The organism is Nocardia sp. NPDC059691 (assembly GCF_042733915.1).
Classification (GTDB): domain Bacteria; phylum Actinomycetota; class Actinomycetes; order Mycobacteriales; family Mycobacteriaceae; genus Nocardia; species Nocardia sichangensis.
Window position 1 is genome coordinate 201123 of sequence record NZ_JBHWFB010000005.1, and the last position, 18260, is coordinate 219382.

Consider the following 18260-nt stretch of genomic DNA (forward strand, 5'->3'; position numbering starts at 1 on the left):
GCGAACCGAAAACCTAACGAAGGCTTGGATTCAGCGGACGCGACCGAATCACTTCACGCGATTGCGCAGCACCGGCACCAGACGGTCGAGCAACGTCTGCTGGGACGACTCGCTCCAGTCGCGGACCGCGGCGACGGCCGCGGGATCGTCCAGCGGAATCACCGTGGCACGGGTGCCCGCCACTTGGTACGGAAGACCGAGCAGGCCACCGCCGCCGGCCTTTTCGTCGCTGCGCACCGCCAGCACGTAGCCGTCCGCCGCTACTTCCAGCCGGTTGGTTCCGGTCAGTTCGCGAGGCGATGCCTCGTCGCCCGCGCGCCGGTAGTTGAGGTTGTAGACGAATCCGAGATTTTGCAGGAACTCGGTTTGCGGGGTGCCGCCGAGGAAGATCGAGACCTGCGAGCCGCGCGGCACGTCGACCATCGTGATCGTCTTGCCCCGGAATACCGGGTTGTCCGCTCGCGCCCGGTCCAGCGGCGACAGCGCTGCCGTGCTGCTCGGCGTGGCGACGGCGGGATCGGGTGCTTGCCCCTCGCGATTAGAGGCCCAAATGCCGATCCCCGCGGCGAGTGCGACGGCCACCACGCCCGCGGCCGCCGCGAGCAGCCAGTTCTTGCGCGCGGGTCGTGCGGCGGCGCTCCCTTGACCGGAGACGGCCACTCGGGGGTCGGTCCCCGGCCGCGGATCGAATACCTGGATGGGATAGGTCGGGGAGGTGTTGGTGGCGACGGGGTTGTAGCCGGGAATGAGGGCGCTCGCCGCCGCATCGGTGAATTCGCGGCAGCTGTCGAATCTTTCGGCCGGGTTCTTCGCCATGGCGCGGGCGAAAACGTGGTCGATGGCGGGCGGCAGGCCGGGGTTGACGGCGGTGGCCAGCGGCGGGGGCTCGTGAAGATGCCCCATCATCACCAGCGCGGGTTGGGTTCCCGGGTAAGGGTTGCGCGCGGTGAGCAATTTGAAGAACGAGCACGCGAGGCTGTAGACGTCGGCGCGGTGGTCGAGCGGGCTGCCGGTGAGCTGCTCGGGCGGGGCGTAGGCGATGGTCGCGACGAAACTACCGGTCTGCGTGAGTTCGGTGGTGTCGTCATTGGCTTTCGCCACGCCGAAATCGGTGAGCAGCACGCGCTCTTCCTCGCCGTCGGCAGGTGCGGACAGCAGGAAATTCGCCGGTTTCACATCGCGATGCAGCAAGCCCTTGCGGTGCGCGTAGTCGAGTCCTTTGCCGACTTCGGTCGTGATACGCAGTGCGCGAAGCGGATTCATCGCATGCGGGTCGCGAGCCAGTTCGGCGGCGGCATCGGTACCGTCCACGTATTGCATGGCGATCCACAACTGGCCGTGTTCTTCACCGCGGTTGTATACCGAGACGATGTTCGGATGATCCAGTCCGGCGGCGAGATTGGCTTCACGCTCGAAGCGGGTACGGAACTCGTAGTCGCGGCTGAGTTCGCCGCCGAGCACCTTCAACGCGTCGGTCCTGGGCAGGCTGGGATGCTTGGCCAGATACACCGTGCCCATGCCGCCCGCGCCGAGCACCCGCATGATGCGGTACCCGCCGACAATGGTCCCGGGGCTCATCGCCATGTGCACGATCTCCTGACTCCACGCGGGCCGCTGGCGTTCGCCACGCAGCATACTCGACCGAATTCGCGACGAAAGTGCCGCATTATCGGCTGTTCGCGAAAACGGAATACTGTGCGGCGGCGCGCTGTTGCGCGTCCAGCAGTTGATTCGCCGCGACGAATCCGACGTATTCCTTATACGCGACGACGCAGGTGAATCGCCTGTCGTCGAAAAGTCCGCTCCGGTTCTCCACGCACGCCGAATCGGGCAGGTGCTGCGGGGGATCGGCCGGACCCGCAACCACTGTGGGGGTGATACGTTCCGCGGCGATCCGCCGGGCCGTTTCCTGGTTCGGCGTGCGGATCACCAATGTGTCTCCGGAGACGGCGAATTTCTCGGCCCCCATCGCCGTGAAACGTTGTTTCGCGTAATCGAGGTCTTCGGCGTATTGCATGATGCCGCGCAGGCCGAACAAGGCGTGCGAATCGTCGTAGCTGGGCGATTGGACCCCGGCCGGATTCAGGGTGCGGCTCAGCAGATGATCGGGATCCCAGGGCAATCGCAGCATCTCCTCCTCGGTCAGCGGAGCCAGCTGATCGAGCAGCGGAAGCTGAACGTCGTACGCCTTTTCCGCGAGAGTGACTAGGGCGTCGCGGTCGGGAGCGTTGGCCGAGACGAGGAACGCCACCACGTAGGAGCCGTGCGCGAGCATCGCGCGCAGGAAGGGCGAGCCGGGGCGCCAGTGCGCTCGCGCCTGCGGCTGCCGCGGCAGCGTGACCGGCTCGTTCTGGTCGCGGTAGGCGCCGAGATCGGCGTCGTAGAACTCGTACGCGGCCTGACGGGCGCGGTCCGGGTCGGGAAACTGCATGACGATCGTGCCGATCGTGGTGGAATTGGGCCGGGGCTTGGTCGGCCACCCGGAGGCGATCAGGCTGACATTCTGATCCGATCCGTTGGTGTGGAACCCGTACATCATGCGGTTGCGTTCCGCGATCGGTCGCATGTCCTCCTGGCGACCGAGTTCACCGGGCAGCGTTCCCTTGCTGATACTCGACGGCGTCCAGCTGTACTTCATCCTGGGATCGATGTCGTAGGCCGAGGCGACGTGATCGGCCAGCCGCATGGCGGCGACCTTTCCCATGTCGATGAACAGCGGTTGGTAGTCGTCGTCGTGCGCGTTCGGCGGCTCGGTGGGGTAGTTGCCGGTGTCGAGACCGCGAATATCGATCTCACCCGGCCGCGCGGTTCCCGCGAGCGTCGAACCACAGCCGGTGACGATCGTGGCGGCCAGCGTGCACGCGAGAGCGACAGCGGCGGTGCGGAATCCTGTCATGCGGCATTCACCAACAATGCGTACTGGGCGGAGATGCGTTGCTGTGCGTCGAGCAGTTGATGCGACCAGGCGAACGCGGCGTAGCGGTCGTAGGACACCGAACAATAGAACCGGACGACGACCGTCTCGTTGCCGATGTACTCCTTGCACTGGGCAGCGGGAAGGCCCTTCGGCGACTCGGCTCCGCGGAATTTCTTCGTGAGTCCGCCGAGTTCCTCGCGTAGTCGTGCGGCCGAGTCGGCGTCGCGCGCGCGGAACAGATGGGTTCCGTCGGCGGCGTACCGATCCACTCCCGCCGCTTCGATGATCCGGCGGTCGTCGGCCGAATCGATGGTGAAGTGCAGCGCGCCACGCTCGGTGTACGCGCCGGGCGGATCGATCCAGGAGTCTTCCCTGGGACGCGGCAGCGCCCGGTTCAGCATGCCGTCGATATCGACCGGCAATGTCATCAGCTGGTCGACGGGCGTGGGCGTGAACCGGCCGATCGCCGGGACCACGGTGTCCAGGCTCTTCTCGACCAGGGCGAGCAGTTCGGCGAGGTCGACTTTCTCCAGGTAGACCTTCGCATAGTCGTAGACCCAGGTGTAGACGACGAATTTACCCGTGGCGAACCATGATCCGATCGACTGATCCGTGGGTTGCCAATGCGCGTGCGCGGCTGGGTACTTCGCGATCTGGACGGGCGTGTTGCGGTTGTTGGCCTCGAAGTCGACGCGTTCCAGGGCCGCCGCCGCGGCCGCCGCCTTCTGCTCGTCGGGAAAGATCATGACGGCGTTGACCAGGTCGGTGCCCCGGTTGTCCGGCGCATTGCCCGCGTTGCTGAAGAATCCCGCGACGAAATCCGGCGCCGCCTCGGCGAACCGGGAGACGTCCATGATCCGCCCGAGCGAGTTCTTCGGCTCGATGAACACCTTGGACAAGGACGGATTCTGGAAGACGAACCCGGGGTCGATGTCCGAGGGCGGCGGGAGGAAGTTCGCGAGCCGCTCCGCCTCGATCATGCGCGCCTGCTCGGGATTCTTCGCTGTTCCGTACGCGCGCGGCGTCGTCGCGTAATTGCCCACGTCGAGCTGCGCCAGATCGACGGGCTGCGCGGACTTGTCCGTTCCGGCCGCCGGGCCGCCGCACGCGCCGCCCCCGAGGGCTACGGCGCAGGCCAGCACCAGGGCACCGGCGGTTCGGATCGGTCTCGACATCGCGCCGTGCTGCACTCTTCCCTCCCCTGACTGCGGTAGTTGCGCCGGATCCTACTTCGGCCCACCCGCGGCCGAGGATCGCGAAAGCGCTGGACGCTTACCGCCGTCGATCTCAGAAACTGTTCGCCAGCAGCGCGTACTCCGCGGCGACCTTCTGTCGCACGTCCGGTTCCTTATCACTGGTGACGACTCCGACGTACCGTTTGTACGCGACGTAACACCGGTATTTGTACTCGCGGTCCGGGTCGCCCTTGCTGTTGAGTTGCAGGCACTTGGCGCCGGGGACATCCTTGGGAGCGCCCAGCGGATCGTAGTGCGCGCCTTCGCTGTCCAACAGGCCGGTGACCAGTTTCTGGGCGGCGGCCGCGTCTCGGGTTCGAGCGACGTAACTGTCGTCGAGCAGGCCGATGTGATCGACGCCGGCTTCCTCGACCAGGCGCAGGTGGACCGACTCGTCATCGGCGCGGTGCACCGTGTGAAAGCCGCCGTAGACGGCGAAGGTCGCCGGATCCGGCACGCGGTTCTTGCGGTCGGCGACCGCGACGCGGGCGAGCAGGCCGTCGGGATCGGCCTTCAGGGTGTCGAGCTTGTTCACCGGGGTCGGGGTGAATTTGTCCAGCTGCGCGACCTGGGCGGCCAAGGTCTTGTCGACCCACTTCACCAGGTCGTCGCCATCCGCCGTCGGACGCTGGATGAACAAGGAGATGACGAATTCCTTGTACGCCATGAAAGTGCCGACGTTGGGAACGCCGGGCCGCCAGTGGATGTAGGAGTCGGGATACTTCGTGGACGACAGTTTGCGATTGTCCGGCGAAACGGCGATGTCGACGTCCTCGAGTTCACGGGCGGCGAGCTTCGCGGTGGCCTCGTCGGGGAAGCGGAACAACGCGTTCGTGACCGCGGTGGCCTGCGGCGCCGGATTGGACTGGCCGGCCGGATCGGGACGGTCGGCGCCGCTGGCGGCGTATCCCACGACCAGCTTGCGATTGTCGAAGACCGGCCTGGACACCTTGGCCACGAAGTCGAGCGCCTGCTCGGCGTCCTTGACGACGGTGCTGCCGCGGCCGAACTTCAGCGTGGAGTCGACGCGCACGGTCGGAGCCACGGCGTCGGACATCCGCATGCCTTCCAGCAGCGCGCCTTTGCCCGCCGAATCCTGGTTGTACTCGTGCTTGTCGACGGGATAGGTGCCGACTTCCAGCTTGCGCACATCGATCTCACCCGCGGTCGGCGTGCCGTGCACACCCGCGCAACCGGCCAGCATCCCCGCCAGTGCCAGGCAAGACGCGGTGAGCGCGATCCGTTGCGTCCGAACCATCTCAGGCCCCTCGTTCCTCCCGTTGCTGACACTGAAGTTACCCGACGGACGCCGGGTAGGGGGACCGATGGTCGTCGTATTGCAATACCCTTGTCGGTGTGGCGACGACCTTGCACTGCAATCCCGGTGGAGGCCGATACCGGTGATGGATCGGCAGGTCGAGGTCGTCGTCGGCAGCCACGCCGTGGCCAGGGTCGCGGGCGCGGTCGTCGTCGTCGCGCACCGCAGGCCGGGCAGGCCCACCCCGGACTCGACCGCCGTCGTCGCTTTGGAATCACTGGCCGAACTGGTGCGCGACGCGACCGATCGGGAGCCGGGTGGCCCCGGCGCTCTGGTGGCCCGGCACGCGACGCGCTGGCTGATGAAACAGGCCGAGCAGATCAGCCCGGGCGAGCCGATCGACTTCGGCATTCTGTCCACCGCCGAGCACGGGGGCGTGGCGATCTTCTTGCACGGGGCGATCACCGCCGTGCTGGCCGGTGACGGCGTGCTCGAGCGATACCGCGGCAGCGATGCCGCCTTCACGGTGGATCGGGTCGCGGCGGTTCCGGCGCGGGCGGCGGCGCTGTTCGTCGACGACGCGAAGGGCCGCATCCCGGATCTGCCACCCGAGCCCGGCATCGGCAGGCTGGTCGAGGGCATCGCGCAGGCAGGTGGCGCGATCGTCTGGACGGATGGCTCCCGCACGGGCCTGCCGACGAACGGCGGAGAGTCCGGCTCCGCCGGCGCGCACCACCGCCCGGAGACGCATCCGGTGCCGACGGCGCGCGTCGAATACGAGCCGTCCGCCGAATCGCAACGGCAGGAGCCGCGACCGCCGCGATACCCGACGGCGCCGTCGACCGCGATGCTCGATGCCCAGACCGAGCAGACGCCGATCGACCCGCACCACGCCCCGACGCAGCTGGGCGGCACCAATCCCGCGCCGCGGCCCGACCCGGAGCTGCAGCGTCGGCTCGAGGCGACCGCGAAGGCCACCGCGCTGACGGTCAAGGTGATGGGATTCAAATGCGCGCGAGCGCATCCCAGCGATCCTCGGGCGGCGTTCTGCACCGTCTGCGGTATGCCGGTCGACCAGACCCAGGCGCTGATCGAGGTGGTCCGTCCGCCGCTGGGCATGCTGATCCTCGACGACGGCATGACCTACATGCTCGCCGCGGACGCGGTGATCGGTCGCGATCCGGAGCACTCGCCCGCCGCGGAGAGCGGACTCGTCCCGCTGCGGGTCGACGACGCCTCCGGTGGCATGTCCAGGGCGCACGCCGAAATCCGATTGGTGAACTGGGATGTGACGGTGGTGGACTGCGGCTCGACCAACGGAACCCGCACTCGCCTGCCGGGCTACCGCGACTGGGTGCGCCTGGCGCCGCGCCAGTCCATGGCGCTCATGCCGGGCACCGAGATCATGCTCGGCAACCGCGTGCTGCGCTTCGAACTGGCCGCGCCGCCGCCGTTCGGCCGCTGAGCCCGCGCTACGAATAGCGCGCGGCGCACACGCTTTCGCCGTTCAGGACACCGGCGCGGAAGGCCTCGACTCGTGAGAAACCACTCGGGACGGTCTTGCCCTGGGCGTCGCTCGCGGCCAGGCCATCGGTGAGCAGCCCCGAGACCGCCTCGTCCAGATCGCCTGCGGCGAGCTTGATATCGCCCTGATCCACCGGCCGCCCGGACTCGGCGAGTTTGCCGGTGACCACTCCGGACAGACAGGCCGCGCGCAGGCCGGTCTTGGCCCCGACCAGACTCTGACCACGGCTCTGCTGGACGGCCAAGGTGTATCGGGAGATGAACACGATGTAGCCGTTGTAGTCGCCGGTTACCTTGAGCGGCAGCGGGTCGTCCGCGCCGGACGTCGAGGTACCGCGCTCGGCGAGTCCGGGAATATCGGTGGCGATCGTGTTCGCGGCGGGGCAGTACGACACCGGTTCGGTCACGACGCCGTCGGGGCAATTGATCTTCGCCCGTGAGTAGTCGTATGTCGGCTCGTGGTCGATCGGCAGAATGGCTTTGAGTGCTTTGGTGAGTTCGACCAGGGTCTGTTTCGTGATGGGGTACTCGCCGCGCCCGTTGTCATCGCTGAAGCTCTGCGGCAGATTGGCGCGGCGCTGGTCGATCTCGTCCTGGTCGATGCCCTTGCATGCCTTGGGACCGTCGGTGAAACCGATTTGCACGGCGGTGACCCGTTCGAAGGCGGAGCCGTGCACGCTCTCCGGATCGTCCGGGTCGGAGTCGCGGATGGCGACGGTGGCGGCGAGCACGGTGTTGAGGCCGTCGGAGGTGTTGATCGTGAAGTGCTTTGCCTTGCCCTCTGCCACGTGCCGCATGAACGCGCCCGCGAAGCAATCCGCCTGCTGCTCCTTGACGATCACCGGGTCCTTCGCGCCGACGATCTTGGCCATGGTCTGCACCGCGTGCCCGTACTCGTGCGCGAGCACCATCACCACCGACATCTTCCCGAAGGTCTCCTCCATGGTGGGAAGCAGCACCGACCGATCCCAGCCGATGGAATTGTCCAGGCGGCAGAAGGCGGCGTTCACCAAGCGGTAGGTGCTCTCCTTGCAGAACTCGACCGACTCGGGACGCCCGGCCTTCGCGCTCCAGGACAGCAGCTTCTCGACCGGCTTGAACTCGCCTTGGAACTCCTTGCCGAACTCGCCGCGCCAGTAGGTCTGGATGTCGTCGACGGCGTTGAGCGCCAGGGTGTCCACGGCGCCGCCGTCGCCGTTGGTCGCGGTCAGCGTGCTGTCCGGGACGCCGGTGCGGGGGCCGCTGGGGCCGCTCGTGGTGGGCAGCCCGGCAACCTTGAACGGATCGTCGTAGACGGAGACGGCCCGGCCGTCGACCACTCGAATACAGCCGCCGACCAGCACCAGAATGCTGAGCAGCGTCGCAACCAGCGCGGTCGGTCGGACTCTCGGCAAGGCTCCCCCTAGTCGGCCGCTAGATCGTTCACATCGGTCGCCGGATCGGGGCATTTGGCGCATCGGGGGCACCGCCGATGTCCGGGTGATGGAATAGTATCCGCTGCATGTCTTCACCGGGGGCGCAGACCATCACCGTGCGCCATGATGGAAACGAACGAGTATTCGATTCGAGCCAGCAGGTCACGATGGGCCGCGCGCCGGAGGTGACGCTTTTCGTCGACAGCCCGCTCGTCTCGCGTGTGCACGCCACGCTGGCCTGGCAGGGCAGCGCCTGGGTGTTGACCGACAACAAGAGCACCAACGGGGTTTTCGTGGACGCGCGCAGGCTGACCCAGCCGGTGTCGATCGACCGCCCCACGCAGGTCCGGCTGGGTGACGCGATCAGCGGCCCGCTGTTGCACCTGCTGCCCGCGAACCCGCAACCCCCGCACCGTCCTTCCGCGCGCCCGCCGCAACCGGCTCCGGTGCCGCAGCCGGGACCGCCGCCGCACGGGGTCCGGCGGCCCGTGCAGCAGTTCCAGCATCCGCACTATCCGCCGCCCCAGGACGCACCGGCGCCCGCGGTGAACATCAACATGACGACCAGGGCGGACACCTCGAACATGCCGCCGGTCCGGGCCAGGGCGAGCACAGCGCCCATCGCCCGCGCCGACCGGATCCCGCAGACCGGCCTGAGCATCGGCCGCACCACCGACAACCAGATCGTCGTCAACGATCCGCTGGCCTCGCGCAAGCACGCCCGCCTGGTTGCCTCCGCCGAGGGGCTGGCCATCGAGGACCTCGGCTCGGCGAACGGCACGTTCGTCAACGGGCACCGCCAGCAACGGGCGGTGCTGCGCGAGCGGGACATCATCACCATCGGCAACGTCGACTTCGTCGTCCAGCAGGGCACACTGGTGCACCGGCAGAAGCCGGTCGCCGAGCAGGGCCTCGCGGTGCACGGGGTCGGCTTCACCGTCGAGGGCAACAAGCAACTGCTCGTCGACGTGAACATGTCGGCCAGCCGCGGCACCCTGACCGCGCTGATCGGCCCGTCCGGAGCGGGCAAATCCACGCTGTCGCGCCTGATCGCGGGCACCACCCGGCCTTCGGGCGGCGTGGTCACCTTCGAAGGCCGCAACCTGCACGCCGAGTACGAGGCGCTGCGTTCCCGGATCGGCATGGTGCCGCAGGACGACGTGCTGCACCGCCAGCTCACAGTGCGCCAGGCACTCGGTTTCGCGGCCGAGCTGCGGCTGCCGAGGGACAACAGCAAGCAGGACCGGCAGCAGGTCATCGACGGTGTGCTGCAAGAGCTCTCGCTCACCGAGCACGCCGACACCAGGGTCGACCGCCTTTCCGGCGGTCAGCGCAAGCGCGCCTCGGTGGCGCTGGAACTGCTGACCGGCCCGTCGCTGCTCATCCTGGACGAACCGACCTCGGGCCTGGACCCGGCATTGGACCGCCAGGTCATGGTGATGCTGCGCGAACTGGCCGACGCGGGCCGCGTGGTGATCGTGGTGACCCACTCGGTGGCGCACTTGGACATGTGCGATCAGGTGCTGCTGCTCGCCCCCGGCGGGAAGACCGCCTACTGCGGCAATCCGGCCGGTGTCGGCGCGACGCTGGGCACCAGCGACTGGGCGGAGATCTTCGCCGACGTCGCGGCCAACCCGGATCAGGCGTTCGCCGCGTATCGCTCCCGGCAGGCGTTCGCGGCGCCACCCCCGCCGCCTGCGCAACCGTACGGGCCCGCGGGCAGTCCGCCGCAATCCAGCCGCGGCAAACAGTTCTCGACCCTGGCGCGCAGGCAGGTCCGCCTGATTTTGGCCGACCGCGGATATCTGACGTTCCTGGTGTTGCTGCCGTTCATCCTCGGCGGCCTGTCGCTGGTGGTGCCGGGGAAGAACGGTTTCCAGCGCGGTGCGCTGAGAGCGCTGCCGGACGGCACATTCGTGCCCGAAGGCGGAAGTGAGACACAGCAGTTGCTCGTGGTGCTGATCCTGGGCGCCTGCTTCATGGGCTCCACGCTCACGGTGCGCGACCTGGTCGGCGAACGCACGATCTTCCATCGCGAGCGCGCCGTGGGGTTGCTGCCCTCGGCGTATCTGATGGCGAAGATCGCGGTGTTCAGCTTCACCGCGCTGCTGCAATCGGCGGTGCTGGTCGGCATCGTCCTCGCGGGCAAGAAGCGTCCGGGTCAGGGCGCGGTGCTGGCGTCCGGCAGCGCGGAGCTGTACATCGACATCGCACTGACCGCGATCTGCTGTGTGGTCGTCGGATTGCTGCTCTCGTCGCTGGCCAAGTCGAACGAGCAGGTGATGCCGCTGCTGGTGGTGGCCATCATGTGCCAGCTGGTGATGGCGGGCGGCCTGATCCCGGTCACCGGCCGGGTGGTGCTCGAGCAGGTGTCCTGGCTGTTCCCCGCTCGCTGGGGATACGCGACGGGCGCGTCGACGGTGAACATCCGCGAACTGTTCCTGAACGCGCAGGCCGACACGCTCTGGCAGCACAAGGCGGAGATCTGGGCGTTGGACGTCGGCGTGCTGTTGCTGATCACCGTGGTGCTCGCGGTCATGACCTGGCGCCGGTTGCGACTGAAGAAGTCGGCCGCGTGACGCGGTCCGGACGGTCCGGCTACGCCCCGGTGCGCGGAGGCGGCGCCCAGCGGCGTGGGACGGCAACGACGAGCATCTCGGCCGCGAACCGGGCACACTTATGCCTGTGACGGTGCGAGTAGGGGCAGTGCATCTCGGCTGGGATGTGGTGTCCGTGGCGGCCGGTGGCGGTGGCGTTCCCATCCGCCCCGTGCAGGTGGAGGGCATGTGGACGCCGCCGGCCTATCTGCTGGCGGATTCGTCGGGCCGGTTGCACACGGCAGGCGTGGAACGCAACAGACCCGATCTCGGGATGGCGATCGCCGACGTGCGCGACATCCTCGGGCATCCGCAGATCGTGGTCGCCGGCGCGACATGGCCCGCGGAGTTGGTGTTCCGCGCGCGTCTGTACAACCCGCTCGCCGAGATCGGCAAGCACTTGCGCGGCAAACCGGATCTGGTGGCGTTGCCCTACCCGGACAGCTGGCCGGACGAGAAGATCGATGTCTACGCCTCGATGGTGGAACAGCTCGATGTCGTCGTGGAACCGCTGCCGGAGAGCGTCGCGCTGTCCGGCTACGTCCGCGCCCTCGGACTGGTGCACCCGCCGGACCGGTCCAGGCCGAACGGCGTCGGCGCGACGGGTGTGTACTCCGACGGCCGCGGCATGCTGGTGGTCGCGGTGCACGGCGACGACGAGCAGCCCACCGAGTCGGTCGACGTTCCGGTGGACGCGGAGGCCATGCGTGACGCCAGGTCGGCGGACGACGTCGTGATCGAGGTCATGGCGGCGGCCCGTTCGATCGGCGCGGACACCTCGACGGTCCTGCTGTCGGGCAACGTGCGCTTCAACGACGCGTTGCGCCTGGCCTTCCAGAACCATCTCGGACACCGCCTGCACGTGGCCGATCACCCGATGCACGCCCTCGTCCTCGGCGCGGCGCACCTGCTGGTGAGCGATCCGGAGGCGGACGAGCCGGAGCCCGCGGGCAGGCACGCCGAACCCGCGCCCGCTCCGCAGCGCCCGGTGGACGCGCAGTACCCCCCGCAGCAGGCGGACGCGGGTCAGCGGTCGGCGCGGCCGGTGCCCGGTGTGCAGTACGGCCCGGGATACCCGACCCAACCCGAAGAGGCGACGACCAGGATCGGTCGCGACGAAGCGCCGCGTGGCCTGCCGCCGAATCTCGCCGAGCTGGGTAGCCGCTTCACCCGGCCGCCGAGCGCGCCGGACGAGCAGCAAGACGGCGGTCGTCCGCCCGGTGGGCCGGTGCCGCCCCTCGGCCCGCGTCCGCCCTATCCCGGCGGGCCGGAACAGTCGTACCCCGGTCAGCAGCGCCAGGGGCCATGGCAGGACTCGGGCGCCGACTCCGACGACGAGGACCGGCACCCCAAAGGCAAGCTGTGGAACAAGATGAAGGGCAACTTGTTCGGGGCCAACACCGTCGTCGGGGCGGTGGCGCTGGCCGTGGTCGCGCTTCCCTCCGGGAATCATGGCGTGGAGCTGACCGCGCGGCCGGGCGTCCTCGACACGGCATCGGTCGTCGCGGAGGAAGGGGTCGATGGCGAGCCGGTCGGCTGTCCGACCGCGCCCGATGCGATCATCCAGCCCAAACCAGGGGTCACCGCCGCACGGGGCAACCAGCGGGAAGCGCGGGAACGGGCCGCCGAGTGCGGACGGCCCGATGTCGATACTCTGCGCTATTTGGTCCCCGGCCCGCCGGGCGCCATCGACCTGGGCCCGCCGATCGAGATCTGACGCGATTTCTTCCCGCGATACCCCACTGGTATCGTTGCTCGCTGGCGTGTGGAACGTCCGGCCGACTCCTGGTGATCGTCCGGATGTCCGCCGAGTCCCGGGTCTCCACCGGCCGCCGGGAACACCTCGACCGCACGCTCGGCTGGCAACACCGACGACAGACAGGGAAGCACTGTGCCTACGTACAGCCCCAAGGCGGGTGACGTGACCCGTAAGTGGTACGTCATCGACGCCACTGACGTAGTGCTCGGCCGTCTCGCCGTCCAGGCAGCGAATCTGCTGCGTGGCAAGACGAAGCCGACCTACGCCCCGAACGTCGATGGTGGCGATTTCGTCATCATCATCAACGCCGACAAGGTTGCCATCAGCGGCAACAAGCGGCAGGACAAGCTGATCCACCACCACTCCGGGCACCCGGGCGGCCTCAAGTCGCGGACCGTCGGTCAGGTGTTGGAGAGCCGCCCCGATCGGCTCGTGGAGAAGGCCGTCAAGGGCATGATCCCGAAGAACAAGCTCGGCAACGCGATCGCGGGCAAGCTGAAGGTGTACGCGGGCCCGACGCACCCGCACGCCGCCCAGCAGCCCATTCCGTTCGAGATCAAGCAGGTGGCCCAGTGACCGCTCCCGAGGAATTCAACGAGGAATACGTCGAGGAATTCGACGCCGCCGAGGCTGTCGAGGACGGTGCGGGCTACGAGGACTCCGAGGCCTCGGCGTCCTACGCTCCGATCGTGATCGACCGCCCGGTGCAGACCGTCGGCCGCCGCAAGGAGGCCGTCGTGCGCGTGCGCCTGCTGCCCGGCTCCGGCAACTTCGTGCTCAACGGCCGCACCATCGAGGACTACTTCCCGAACAAGGTGCACCAGCAGCTGGTCAAGTCGCCGCTGGTGACCGTCGAGCGCACCGAGTCCTTCGACGTGCACGCCCGCCTGGTCGGCGGCGGCCCGTCCGGCCAGGCAGGCGCTCTGCGGCTGGCCATCGCCCGTGCGCTGATCGAGGTCACCCCGGAGGATCGTCCCGCCCTCAAGCGGGCCGGCTTCCTGACCCGTGACCCGCGCGCCACCGAGCGCAAGAAGTACGGTCTGAAGAAGGCGCGCAAGGCGCCGCAGTACTCGAAGCGCTGATTTCGGCAACGTCGGCCCACCGCATCCGGCACCCTCGCGGTGCCGGACGCGGTACGGTCGACGCGGCAGCTGTACGAGAGCAGGCTCCAGCGAACAGCTGGTCGCCTGCTCTCGCGCTGTATGAAGATGCGGCGTTAGCGGGGCCTTCGTGGTGCACGGGCCGGTGCCTCCCGGGCCGGCGCGCCCACGCCACAGATCACCAATGAGGGGCGAGGTATGGGACGGTTGTTCGGCACCGACGGAGTCCGCGGGCTTGCCAACGAGTCACTGAGTCCGGAGCTGGCGTTGCGCGTTTCCGGCGCGGCCGCGCAGATCCTGAGCCGGGGCAAGAAGCGCGCGCTCGCGGTGGTCGGGCGCGACCCGCGGGCCAGCGGGGAGATGCTCGAGGCCGCGGTGACCGCGGGGCTGACCGCGGCGGGAGTGGACGTGCTGTCGGTGGGGGTGCTGCCGACCCCGGCCGTGGCCTACCTCACCGGTTTGTACGACGCCTGTCTGGGCGTGATGATCTCCGCCTCGCACAACCCGATGCCCGACAACGGGATCAAGATCTTCGCCGCGGGCGGGCACAAACTCGACGACGCGATCGAGGACCGGATCGAGGCGCTCATGGCCGCGGAGACGCAGTTCCGGCCGACCGGTGCGGGCATCGGCCGGGTCCGCAGCGCGGCGGGCGCGCGCGATCACGGGCTGGCCGTCCCGGATCAGTACAGCCTCGCGGGCACCCACGAACGCTATGTGGAACATCTGGTGGAGGCGACGGGCCAGGACCTATCCGGGCTGACCGTCGTGGTCGACTGCGCGCACGGCGCCGCCGCGGAAGTCGGACCCGCCGCCTACCGTGAGGCCGGTGCGACGGTGATCGCCATCAACGCCGAGCCGGACGGGCTGAACATCAACGACGGCTGCGGATCGACCCATCTCGAGCAGGTACGGGCCGCGGTGGTGGAGCACGGCGCCGATCTCGGTCTCGCGCACGACGGCGACGCCGACCGCTGCCTGGCCGTGGACGCCTACGGCAATGTGGTGGACGGGGACGCGATCCTCGCGATCCTGGCCCTCGCCATGCACGAGGCGGGCGAGCTGGCCGAAGACACTTTGGTCGCCACCGTGATGAGCAACCTCGGCCTGCACATCGCGATGCGGACGGCCGGAATCACCGTGCGCACCACCGCCGTCGGCGACCGTTATGTGCTCGAGGAGTTGCGGCGCGGCGGCTTCACGCTGGGCGGCGAGCAGTCGGGGCATGTGGTGTTCCCGCGATACGGCACCACCGGCGACGGCATTCTCACCGGCCTGCGCTTGATGGCGCGGATGGCGCAGTCCCGGCGCAGCCTGGCCGACTTGGCGAGCGTGCTGAGCACCGTGCCGCAGATTCTGGTGAACGTGCCGGTCAACGACAAATCCGTGGTCGCGCGCGCACCCGAGATCCGCGAAGCCGTGCTGGAGGCGGAACGGATACTCGGCGACTCCGGGCGCGTGCTGCTTCGACCCAGCGGCACGGAGGAATTGGTGCGGGTGATGGTGGAGGCCACCGACCCGGCGCAGGCGCGCCAGCTGGCGGACGATCTGGCGAAGCGGGTCGCAGGGGTATAGAGGGTTGAGGTCGTGCCGCGGCCGTGGGTCAGTGGGTTTCGGTGAGTACGCCCGCGTTCATGTGCCAGCGGCGGGTCGCGCGGACGGTGTCGAGCATGCGGCGGTCGTGAGTGACGAGCAGGAGTGTGCCGGTGAAGGACTCGACGGCCTGCTCCAGTTGTTCGATGGCGGGGAGGTCCAAGTGATTGGTCGGCTCGTCGAGCACGAGCAGGTTCACGCCCCGGGCTTGGAGCAGCGCGAGGGCGGCGCGGGTGCGTTCGCCGGGGGAGAGCGTGTCGCACGGCCGCAGCACGTGTGGGCCACGCAGGCCGAATTTCGCCAGTAGCGTGCGCACTTCGGCCTCCGGCCAGTCCGGCAGTTCGCCGCCGAAAGTGGCGGCCAGGGCCGCGGTCCCGCGAAACAGCCCGCGCGCTTGGTCGACCTCGCCGACCTCGACGCCGGAGCCCAGGCTCGCCGTCCCGGTGTCGGGCTGGAGCTGTCCCAGCAACAGGGCGAGCAGCGTCGACTTCCCGGAGCCGTTCGCCCCGGTCAGCACGATGCGGTCGGCCCAGTCGACCTGGGTGGTGATCGGGCCGAGCGTGAAGTCGCCACGGGTGACGGCCGCCTGGGACAGGGTCGCCACCACCGAGCCGCTGCGCGGGGCCGCGGCGATGCTCATGCGCAGTTCCCATTCCTTGCGGGGTTCTTCCACCACCTCGAGCCGTTCGATGCGGCGCTGCGTCTGCCTGGCCTTGGCGGCCTGCTTCTCGGTGGACTCGGCCCGCATCTTGCGGCCCGCCTTGTCCGAGTCCACCTTCCTGGGATCACGCGCCTTGCGGCGGGCGGTGCGGACACCGTGTTCGAGCCAGTTGCGCTGCATCTGCGCGCGGGCCTCCAAGCCAGCCTTGGTGTCGGCGTAGTCCTCGTACGCCTCGCGCGCGTGCTGCCGGGCGATCTCGCGCTCCATCAGGTACGACTCGTAGCCGCCGTCGTACGACCCGACCTGTTGCTGCGCGAGATCCAGCTCCACGATGCGGTTCACCGTGCGCGCCAGGAACTCCCGGTCGTGGCTGATCACCATCAACGGGACCCGCACACCGGCGACGAACTGTTCCAGCCGGGCCAGGCCGTCCAGGTCCAGGTCGTTGGTCGGCTCGTCCAGCAGCAGGATGTCGAAGCGGGACAGCAGGACCGAGGCCAGCCCGGCCCGCGCGGCCTGACCGCCGGACAAACCGGTCATGGGTGTATCCAGGCCGCTGGGCAGACTGTCCGCGAGGCCGAGATCCGCGGCGACCTCGTGGGCGCGCTGGTCCAGATCGGCCCCACCGAGGGCGAGCCAGCGTTCCAGTGCGGGGGAGTACTCGTCCGGCCCGCCGTCGGCGAGGCGCTCGGCCGCGGCGTCCATCACTCGCTGCGCCTCGGTGACTCCCGTTCGGCGGCCGAGGAATTCGAAGACGGTCTCGCCTTCGACCCGTTGTGCCTCCTGGGCCAGATAACCGACCGTCGCGTCGGGGGGACTGAGCGTGATGCTGCCCGTCGGTGCGTGCCGGTCGGCGAGCATGCGCAGCAGCGTCGACTTGCCCGCGCCGTTCACACCGACCAGTCCGATCACGTCGCCCGGCGCGAGGGTCAGATCCAAGTCGGCGAACAGCGTGCGCTCGCCGTGACCGGCCGACAGGCCGCGGGCATGCAGAGTGGTGCTCACCAGCACGAGTCTGCCGTGCTCGGGGTCGGACCCTGAGGTCGACCCCGGGAGAAATCAGGGTCGGTATCGGCCGCCGGGCCGATGGCGGGGCCCGCGACGACGGGCACAGTGGAGGACGTAGCGATCACCGCACGAGAGGGAAGACCAATGACCGCCCCCACCCGCCGTTTCACCCGCTCCACCCACGACAAGTGGATCGCAGGCGTCTGCGGTGGCATCGCCGAGTATCTCGGCTGGAACGCCAACGTCGTCCGTCTGCTGTTCGTGGTGTCGTGCCTGCTGCCCGGCCCGCAGTTCGTCATCTACTTGGTGCTGTGGCTGTTGATGCCGAAGAAGTGAACTCGCGGGGCTGCGTCGAGCCCGCGCGGGTGACAGGATGGAACGATGCCGCTCGAGCGGCATCGCACCACCGGTACGAGTCCTGCTGAGGAGGGGTCATGATCACCTCGAGCGAATTCCCAGGCCTGGATATACCCGGTATCGACGCGTCTTCGTCGCTCGACGGCCTGGGCGCGATCGAATTGCACCACCCGACGCAGGGCATCGACGGCGACGGCTCGCTCGACACCGTCACTACCACGGGTGCCGACGCGATGCAGGTCTGGACCGACTACGACCACGACGGCTTCGCCGACCACGTCACCGTGGTGGAGAAGGACGGCGACTACGCCGCATGGGAATTCCACCGCCACCCCGACGGCACCTCCGAATGGGTCCGCACCGACCGAGGCAGAATCGGAAGCTGACCGAATCCGCGGGGGCGAAAATTCGAGGGAACCGAGTGTCGGCGTGTTGCGTCGAAGGAAGTAGGGCGGCATTCGGCGCGAACGAGATTCGCGTCGGCGCAACGACACTACGAGGACGGAGGGGAGTCGTGGGCGGGTCGGAAATGGTCGGTGTGCGCACGGGGGAGCTCGGTGCGCTCGGCAGCGACTATCGCAGATCGGCGGACGTCGTCCGCGACCAGGCGAAGGGAGTCGCCGATCACCTGTTCGGCAGCGGTGACGAGGCGGGCCGGAATTACGCGCCGCAGGGGATCGCGGTGCATCAGGGCCTCGAACGGGTCGGTGCGTGGCTGCGGAACTGGAGTGAGGCCACCACCGCGACCGCCGACGCGCTCGGGGCCGCCGTGGTGGCCTACGCCGAAACCGACCAGCAGCGCGCTTCCGAGACGAACAAGACATGAGACCGCCGAA

15 protein-coding genes are annotated in these 18260 nt (G+C 68.6%); 9 read left to right on the plus strand and 6 right to left on the minus strand.

What is annotated here, in order from left to right:
- Nucleotides 1-48 precede the first annotated feature (48 nt).
- The 4 genes from ACFV2O_RS13505 to ACFV2O_RS13520 all read right to left on the minus strand — a co-directional run bounded on the left by ACFV2O_RS13505 (nucleotide 49) and on the right by ACFV2O_RS13520 (nucleotide 5410).
- Complete coding sequence (locus ACFV2O_RS13505; RefSeq protein WP_379252019.1) at nucleotides 49-1584, minus strand: serine/threonine-protein kinase; 1536 nt, start codon at nucleotides 1582-1584, stop codon at nucleotides 49-51.
- An 82-nt stretch (nucleotides 1585-1666) separates the two neighbouring features.
- Nucleotides 1667-2896 (minus strand): hypothetical protein, encoded by a 1230-nt coding sequence (locus tag ACFV2O_RS13510; RefSeq protein ID WP_379252020.1) that lies wholly within the window; start codon nucleotides 2894-2896, stop codon nucleotides 1667-1669.
- The gene (locus ACFV2O_RS13515) at nucleotides 2893-4092 is read right to left on the minus strand and encodes a hypothetical protein (RefSeq protein WP_379252021.1); all 1200 of its coding nucleotides are present in this window, start codon (nucleotides 4090-4092) and stop codon (nucleotides 2893-2895) included. The genes ACFV2O_RS13510 and ACFV2O_RS13515 overlap by 4 nt, the downstream gene beginning before the upstream one ends.
- 112 nt (nucleotides 4093-4204) lie before the next feature.
- Nucleotides 4205-5410: a hypothetical protein gene (locus ACFV2O_RS13520; RefSeq protein WP_379252022.1), complete on the minus strand. Its 1206-nt coding sequence runs from the start codon at nucleotides 5408-5410 to the stop codon at nucleotides 4205-4207.
- Nucleotides 5411-5555: 145 nt separating this feature from the next.
- On the opposite strand from ACFV2O_RS13520, the gene ACFV2O_RS13525 reads away from it, so the two are divergent.
- The gene (locus tag ACFV2O_RS13525) at nucleotides 5556-6875 is read left to right on the plus strand and encodes an FHA domain-containing protein (protein ID WP_379252179.1); all 1320 of its coding nucleotides are present in this window, start codon (nucleotides 5556-5558) and stop codon (nucleotides 6873-6875) included.
- Between the two features lie 7 nt (nucleotides 6876-6882).
- On the opposite strand, the gene ACFV2O_RS13530 is transcribed toward ACFV2O_RS13525, so the two are convergent.
- Nucleotides 6883-8328: a metallopeptidase gene (locus ACFV2O_RS13530; protein ID WP_379252023.1), complete on the minus strand. Its 1446-nt coding sequence runs from the start codon at nucleotides 8326-8328 to the stop codon at nucleotides 6883-6885.
- A 107-nt stretch (nucleotides 8329-8435) separates the two neighbouring features.
- Between ACFV2O_RS13530 and ACFV2O_RS13535 the strand changes: the two genes are divergently transcribed.
- From ACFV2O_RS13535 to glmM, 5 genes are all read left to right on the plus strand, one after another.
- Nucleotides 8436-10928 carry an FHA domain-containing protein gene (locus tag ACFV2O_RS13535; RefSeq protein WP_379252024.1) on the plus strand — a complete coding sequence of 831 codons (2493 nt, stop codon included), beginning with the start codon at nucleotides 8436-8438 and terminating at the stop codon, nucleotides 10926-10928.
- A gap of 100 nt (nucleotides 10929-11028) precedes the next feature.
- Complete coding sequence (locus tag ACFV2O_RS13540; RefSeq protein WP_379252025.1) at nucleotides 11029-12663, plus strand: hypothetical protein; 1635 nt, start codon at nucleotides 11029-11031, stop codon at nucleotides 12661-12663.
- 174 nt (nucleotides 12664-12837) lie between these two features.
- A complete protein-coding gene (rplM, locus tag ACFV2O_RS13545) occupies nucleotides 12838-13281 on the plus strand; it encodes a 50S ribosomal protein L13 (RefSeq protein WP_067803768.1) in 444 nt (147 codons plus the stop codon).
- The gene (gene rpsI / locus ACFV2O_RS13550; RefSeq protein WP_195080437.1) at nucleotides 13278-13787 is read left to right on the plus strand and encodes a 30S ribosomal protein S9; all 510 of its coding nucleotides are present in this window, start codon (nucleotides 13278-13280) and stop codon (nucleotides 13785-13787) included. The genes rplM and rpsI overlap by 4 nt, the downstream gene beginning before the upstream one ends.
- Before the next feature lie 216 nt (nucleotides 13788-14003).
- A complete protein-coding gene (glmM, locus tag ACFV2O_RS13555; RefSeq protein ID WP_379252026.1) occupies nucleotides 14004-15380 on the plus strand; it encodes a phosphoglucosamine mutase in 1377 nt (458 codons plus the stop codon).
- A 28-nt stretch (nucleotides 15381-15408) separates the two neighbouring features.
- Here the strand turns inward: glmM and ACFV2O_RS13560 are convergent, their stop codons facing one another.
- Nucleotides 15409-17064, minus strand: coding sequence for an ABC-F family ATP-binding cassette domain-containing protein (locus tag ACFV2O_RS13560; protein ID WP_379252027.1), 1656 nt, complete (start codon nucleotides 17062-17064; stop codon nucleotides 15409-15411).
- A gap of 147 nt (nucleotides 17065-17211) precedes the next feature.
- Between ACFV2O_RS13560 and ACFV2O_RS13565 the strand changes: the two genes are divergently transcribed.
- The 3 genes from ACFV2O_RS13565 to ACFV2O_RS13575 all read left to right on the plus strand — a co-directional run bounded on the left by ACFV2O_RS13565 (nucleotide 17212) and on the right by ACFV2O_RS13575 (nucleotide 18250).
- Nucleotides 17212-17403, plus strand: a complete 192-nt coding sequence (locus ACFV2O_RS13565) for a PspC domain-containing protein (RefSeq protein ID WP_039795694.1) — start codon at nucleotides 17212-17214, stop codon at nucleotides 17401-17403.
- A gap of 98 nt (nucleotides 17404-17501) precedes the next feature.
- Nucleotides 17502-17810, plus strand: a complete 309-nt coding sequence (locus ACFV2O_RS13570; RefSeq protein WP_379252028.1) for a DUF6802 family protein — start codon at nucleotides 17502-17504, stop codon at nucleotides 17808-17810.
- 128 nt (nucleotides 17811-17938) lie between these two features.
- Entirely contained in the window at nucleotides 17939-18250 is a 312-nt protein-coding gene (locus ACFV2O_RS13575) for a hypothetical protein (RefSeq protein ID WP_355076269.1), read from the plus strand.
- The last annotated feature ends 10 nt before the right edge of the window (nucleotides 18251-18260 follow it).

What these genes read in the sequence shown, in the direction of transcription:
- ACFV2O_RS13505 (WP_379252019.1), bottom strand. Translation starts at nt 1,584, where the DNA reads ATGGCGATGAGCCCCGGGACCATTGTCGGCGGGTACCGCATCATGCGG.
- ACFV2O_RS13510 (WP_379252020.1), bottom strand. Translation starts at nt 2,896, where the DNA reads ATGACAGGATTCCGCACCGCCGCTGTCGCTCTCGCGTGCACGCTGGCC.
- ACFV2O_RS13515 (WP_379252021.1), bottom strand. Translation starts at nt 4,092, where the DNA reads ATGTCGAGACCGATCCGAACCGCCGGTGCCCTGGTGCTGGCCTGCGCC.
- ACFV2O_RS13520 (WP_379252022.1), bottom strand. Translation starts at nt 5,410, where the DNA reads ATGGTTCGGACGCAACGGATCGCGCTCACCGCGTCTTGCCTGGCACTG.
- ACFV2O_RS13525 (WP_379252179.1), top strand. Translation starts at nt 5,556, where the DNA reads ATGGATCGGCAGGTCGAGGTCGTCGTCGGCAGCCACGCCGTGGCCAGG.
- ACFV2O_RS13535 (WP_379252024.1), top strand. Translation starts at nt 8,436, where the DNA reads ATGTCTTCACCGGGGGCGCAGACCATCACCGTGCGCCATGATGGAAAC.
- ACFV2O_RS13540 (WP_379252025.1), top strand. Translation starts at nt 11,029, where the DNA reads ATGCCTGTGACGGTGCGAGTAGGGGCAGTGCATCTCGGCTGGGATGTG.
- glmM (WP_379252026.1), top strand. Translation starts at nt 14,004, where the DNA reads ATGGGACGGTTGTTCGGCACCGACGGAGTCCGCGGGCTTGCCAACGAG.
- ACFV2O_RS13565 (WP_039795694.1), top strand. Translation starts at nt 17,212, where the DNA reads ATGACCGCCCCCACCCGCCGTTTCACCCGCTCCACCCACGACAAGTGG.
- ACFV2O_RS13570 (WP_379252028.1), top strand. Translation starts at nt 17,502, where the DNA reads ATGATCACCTCGAGCGAATTCCCAGGCCTGGATATACCCGGTATCGAC.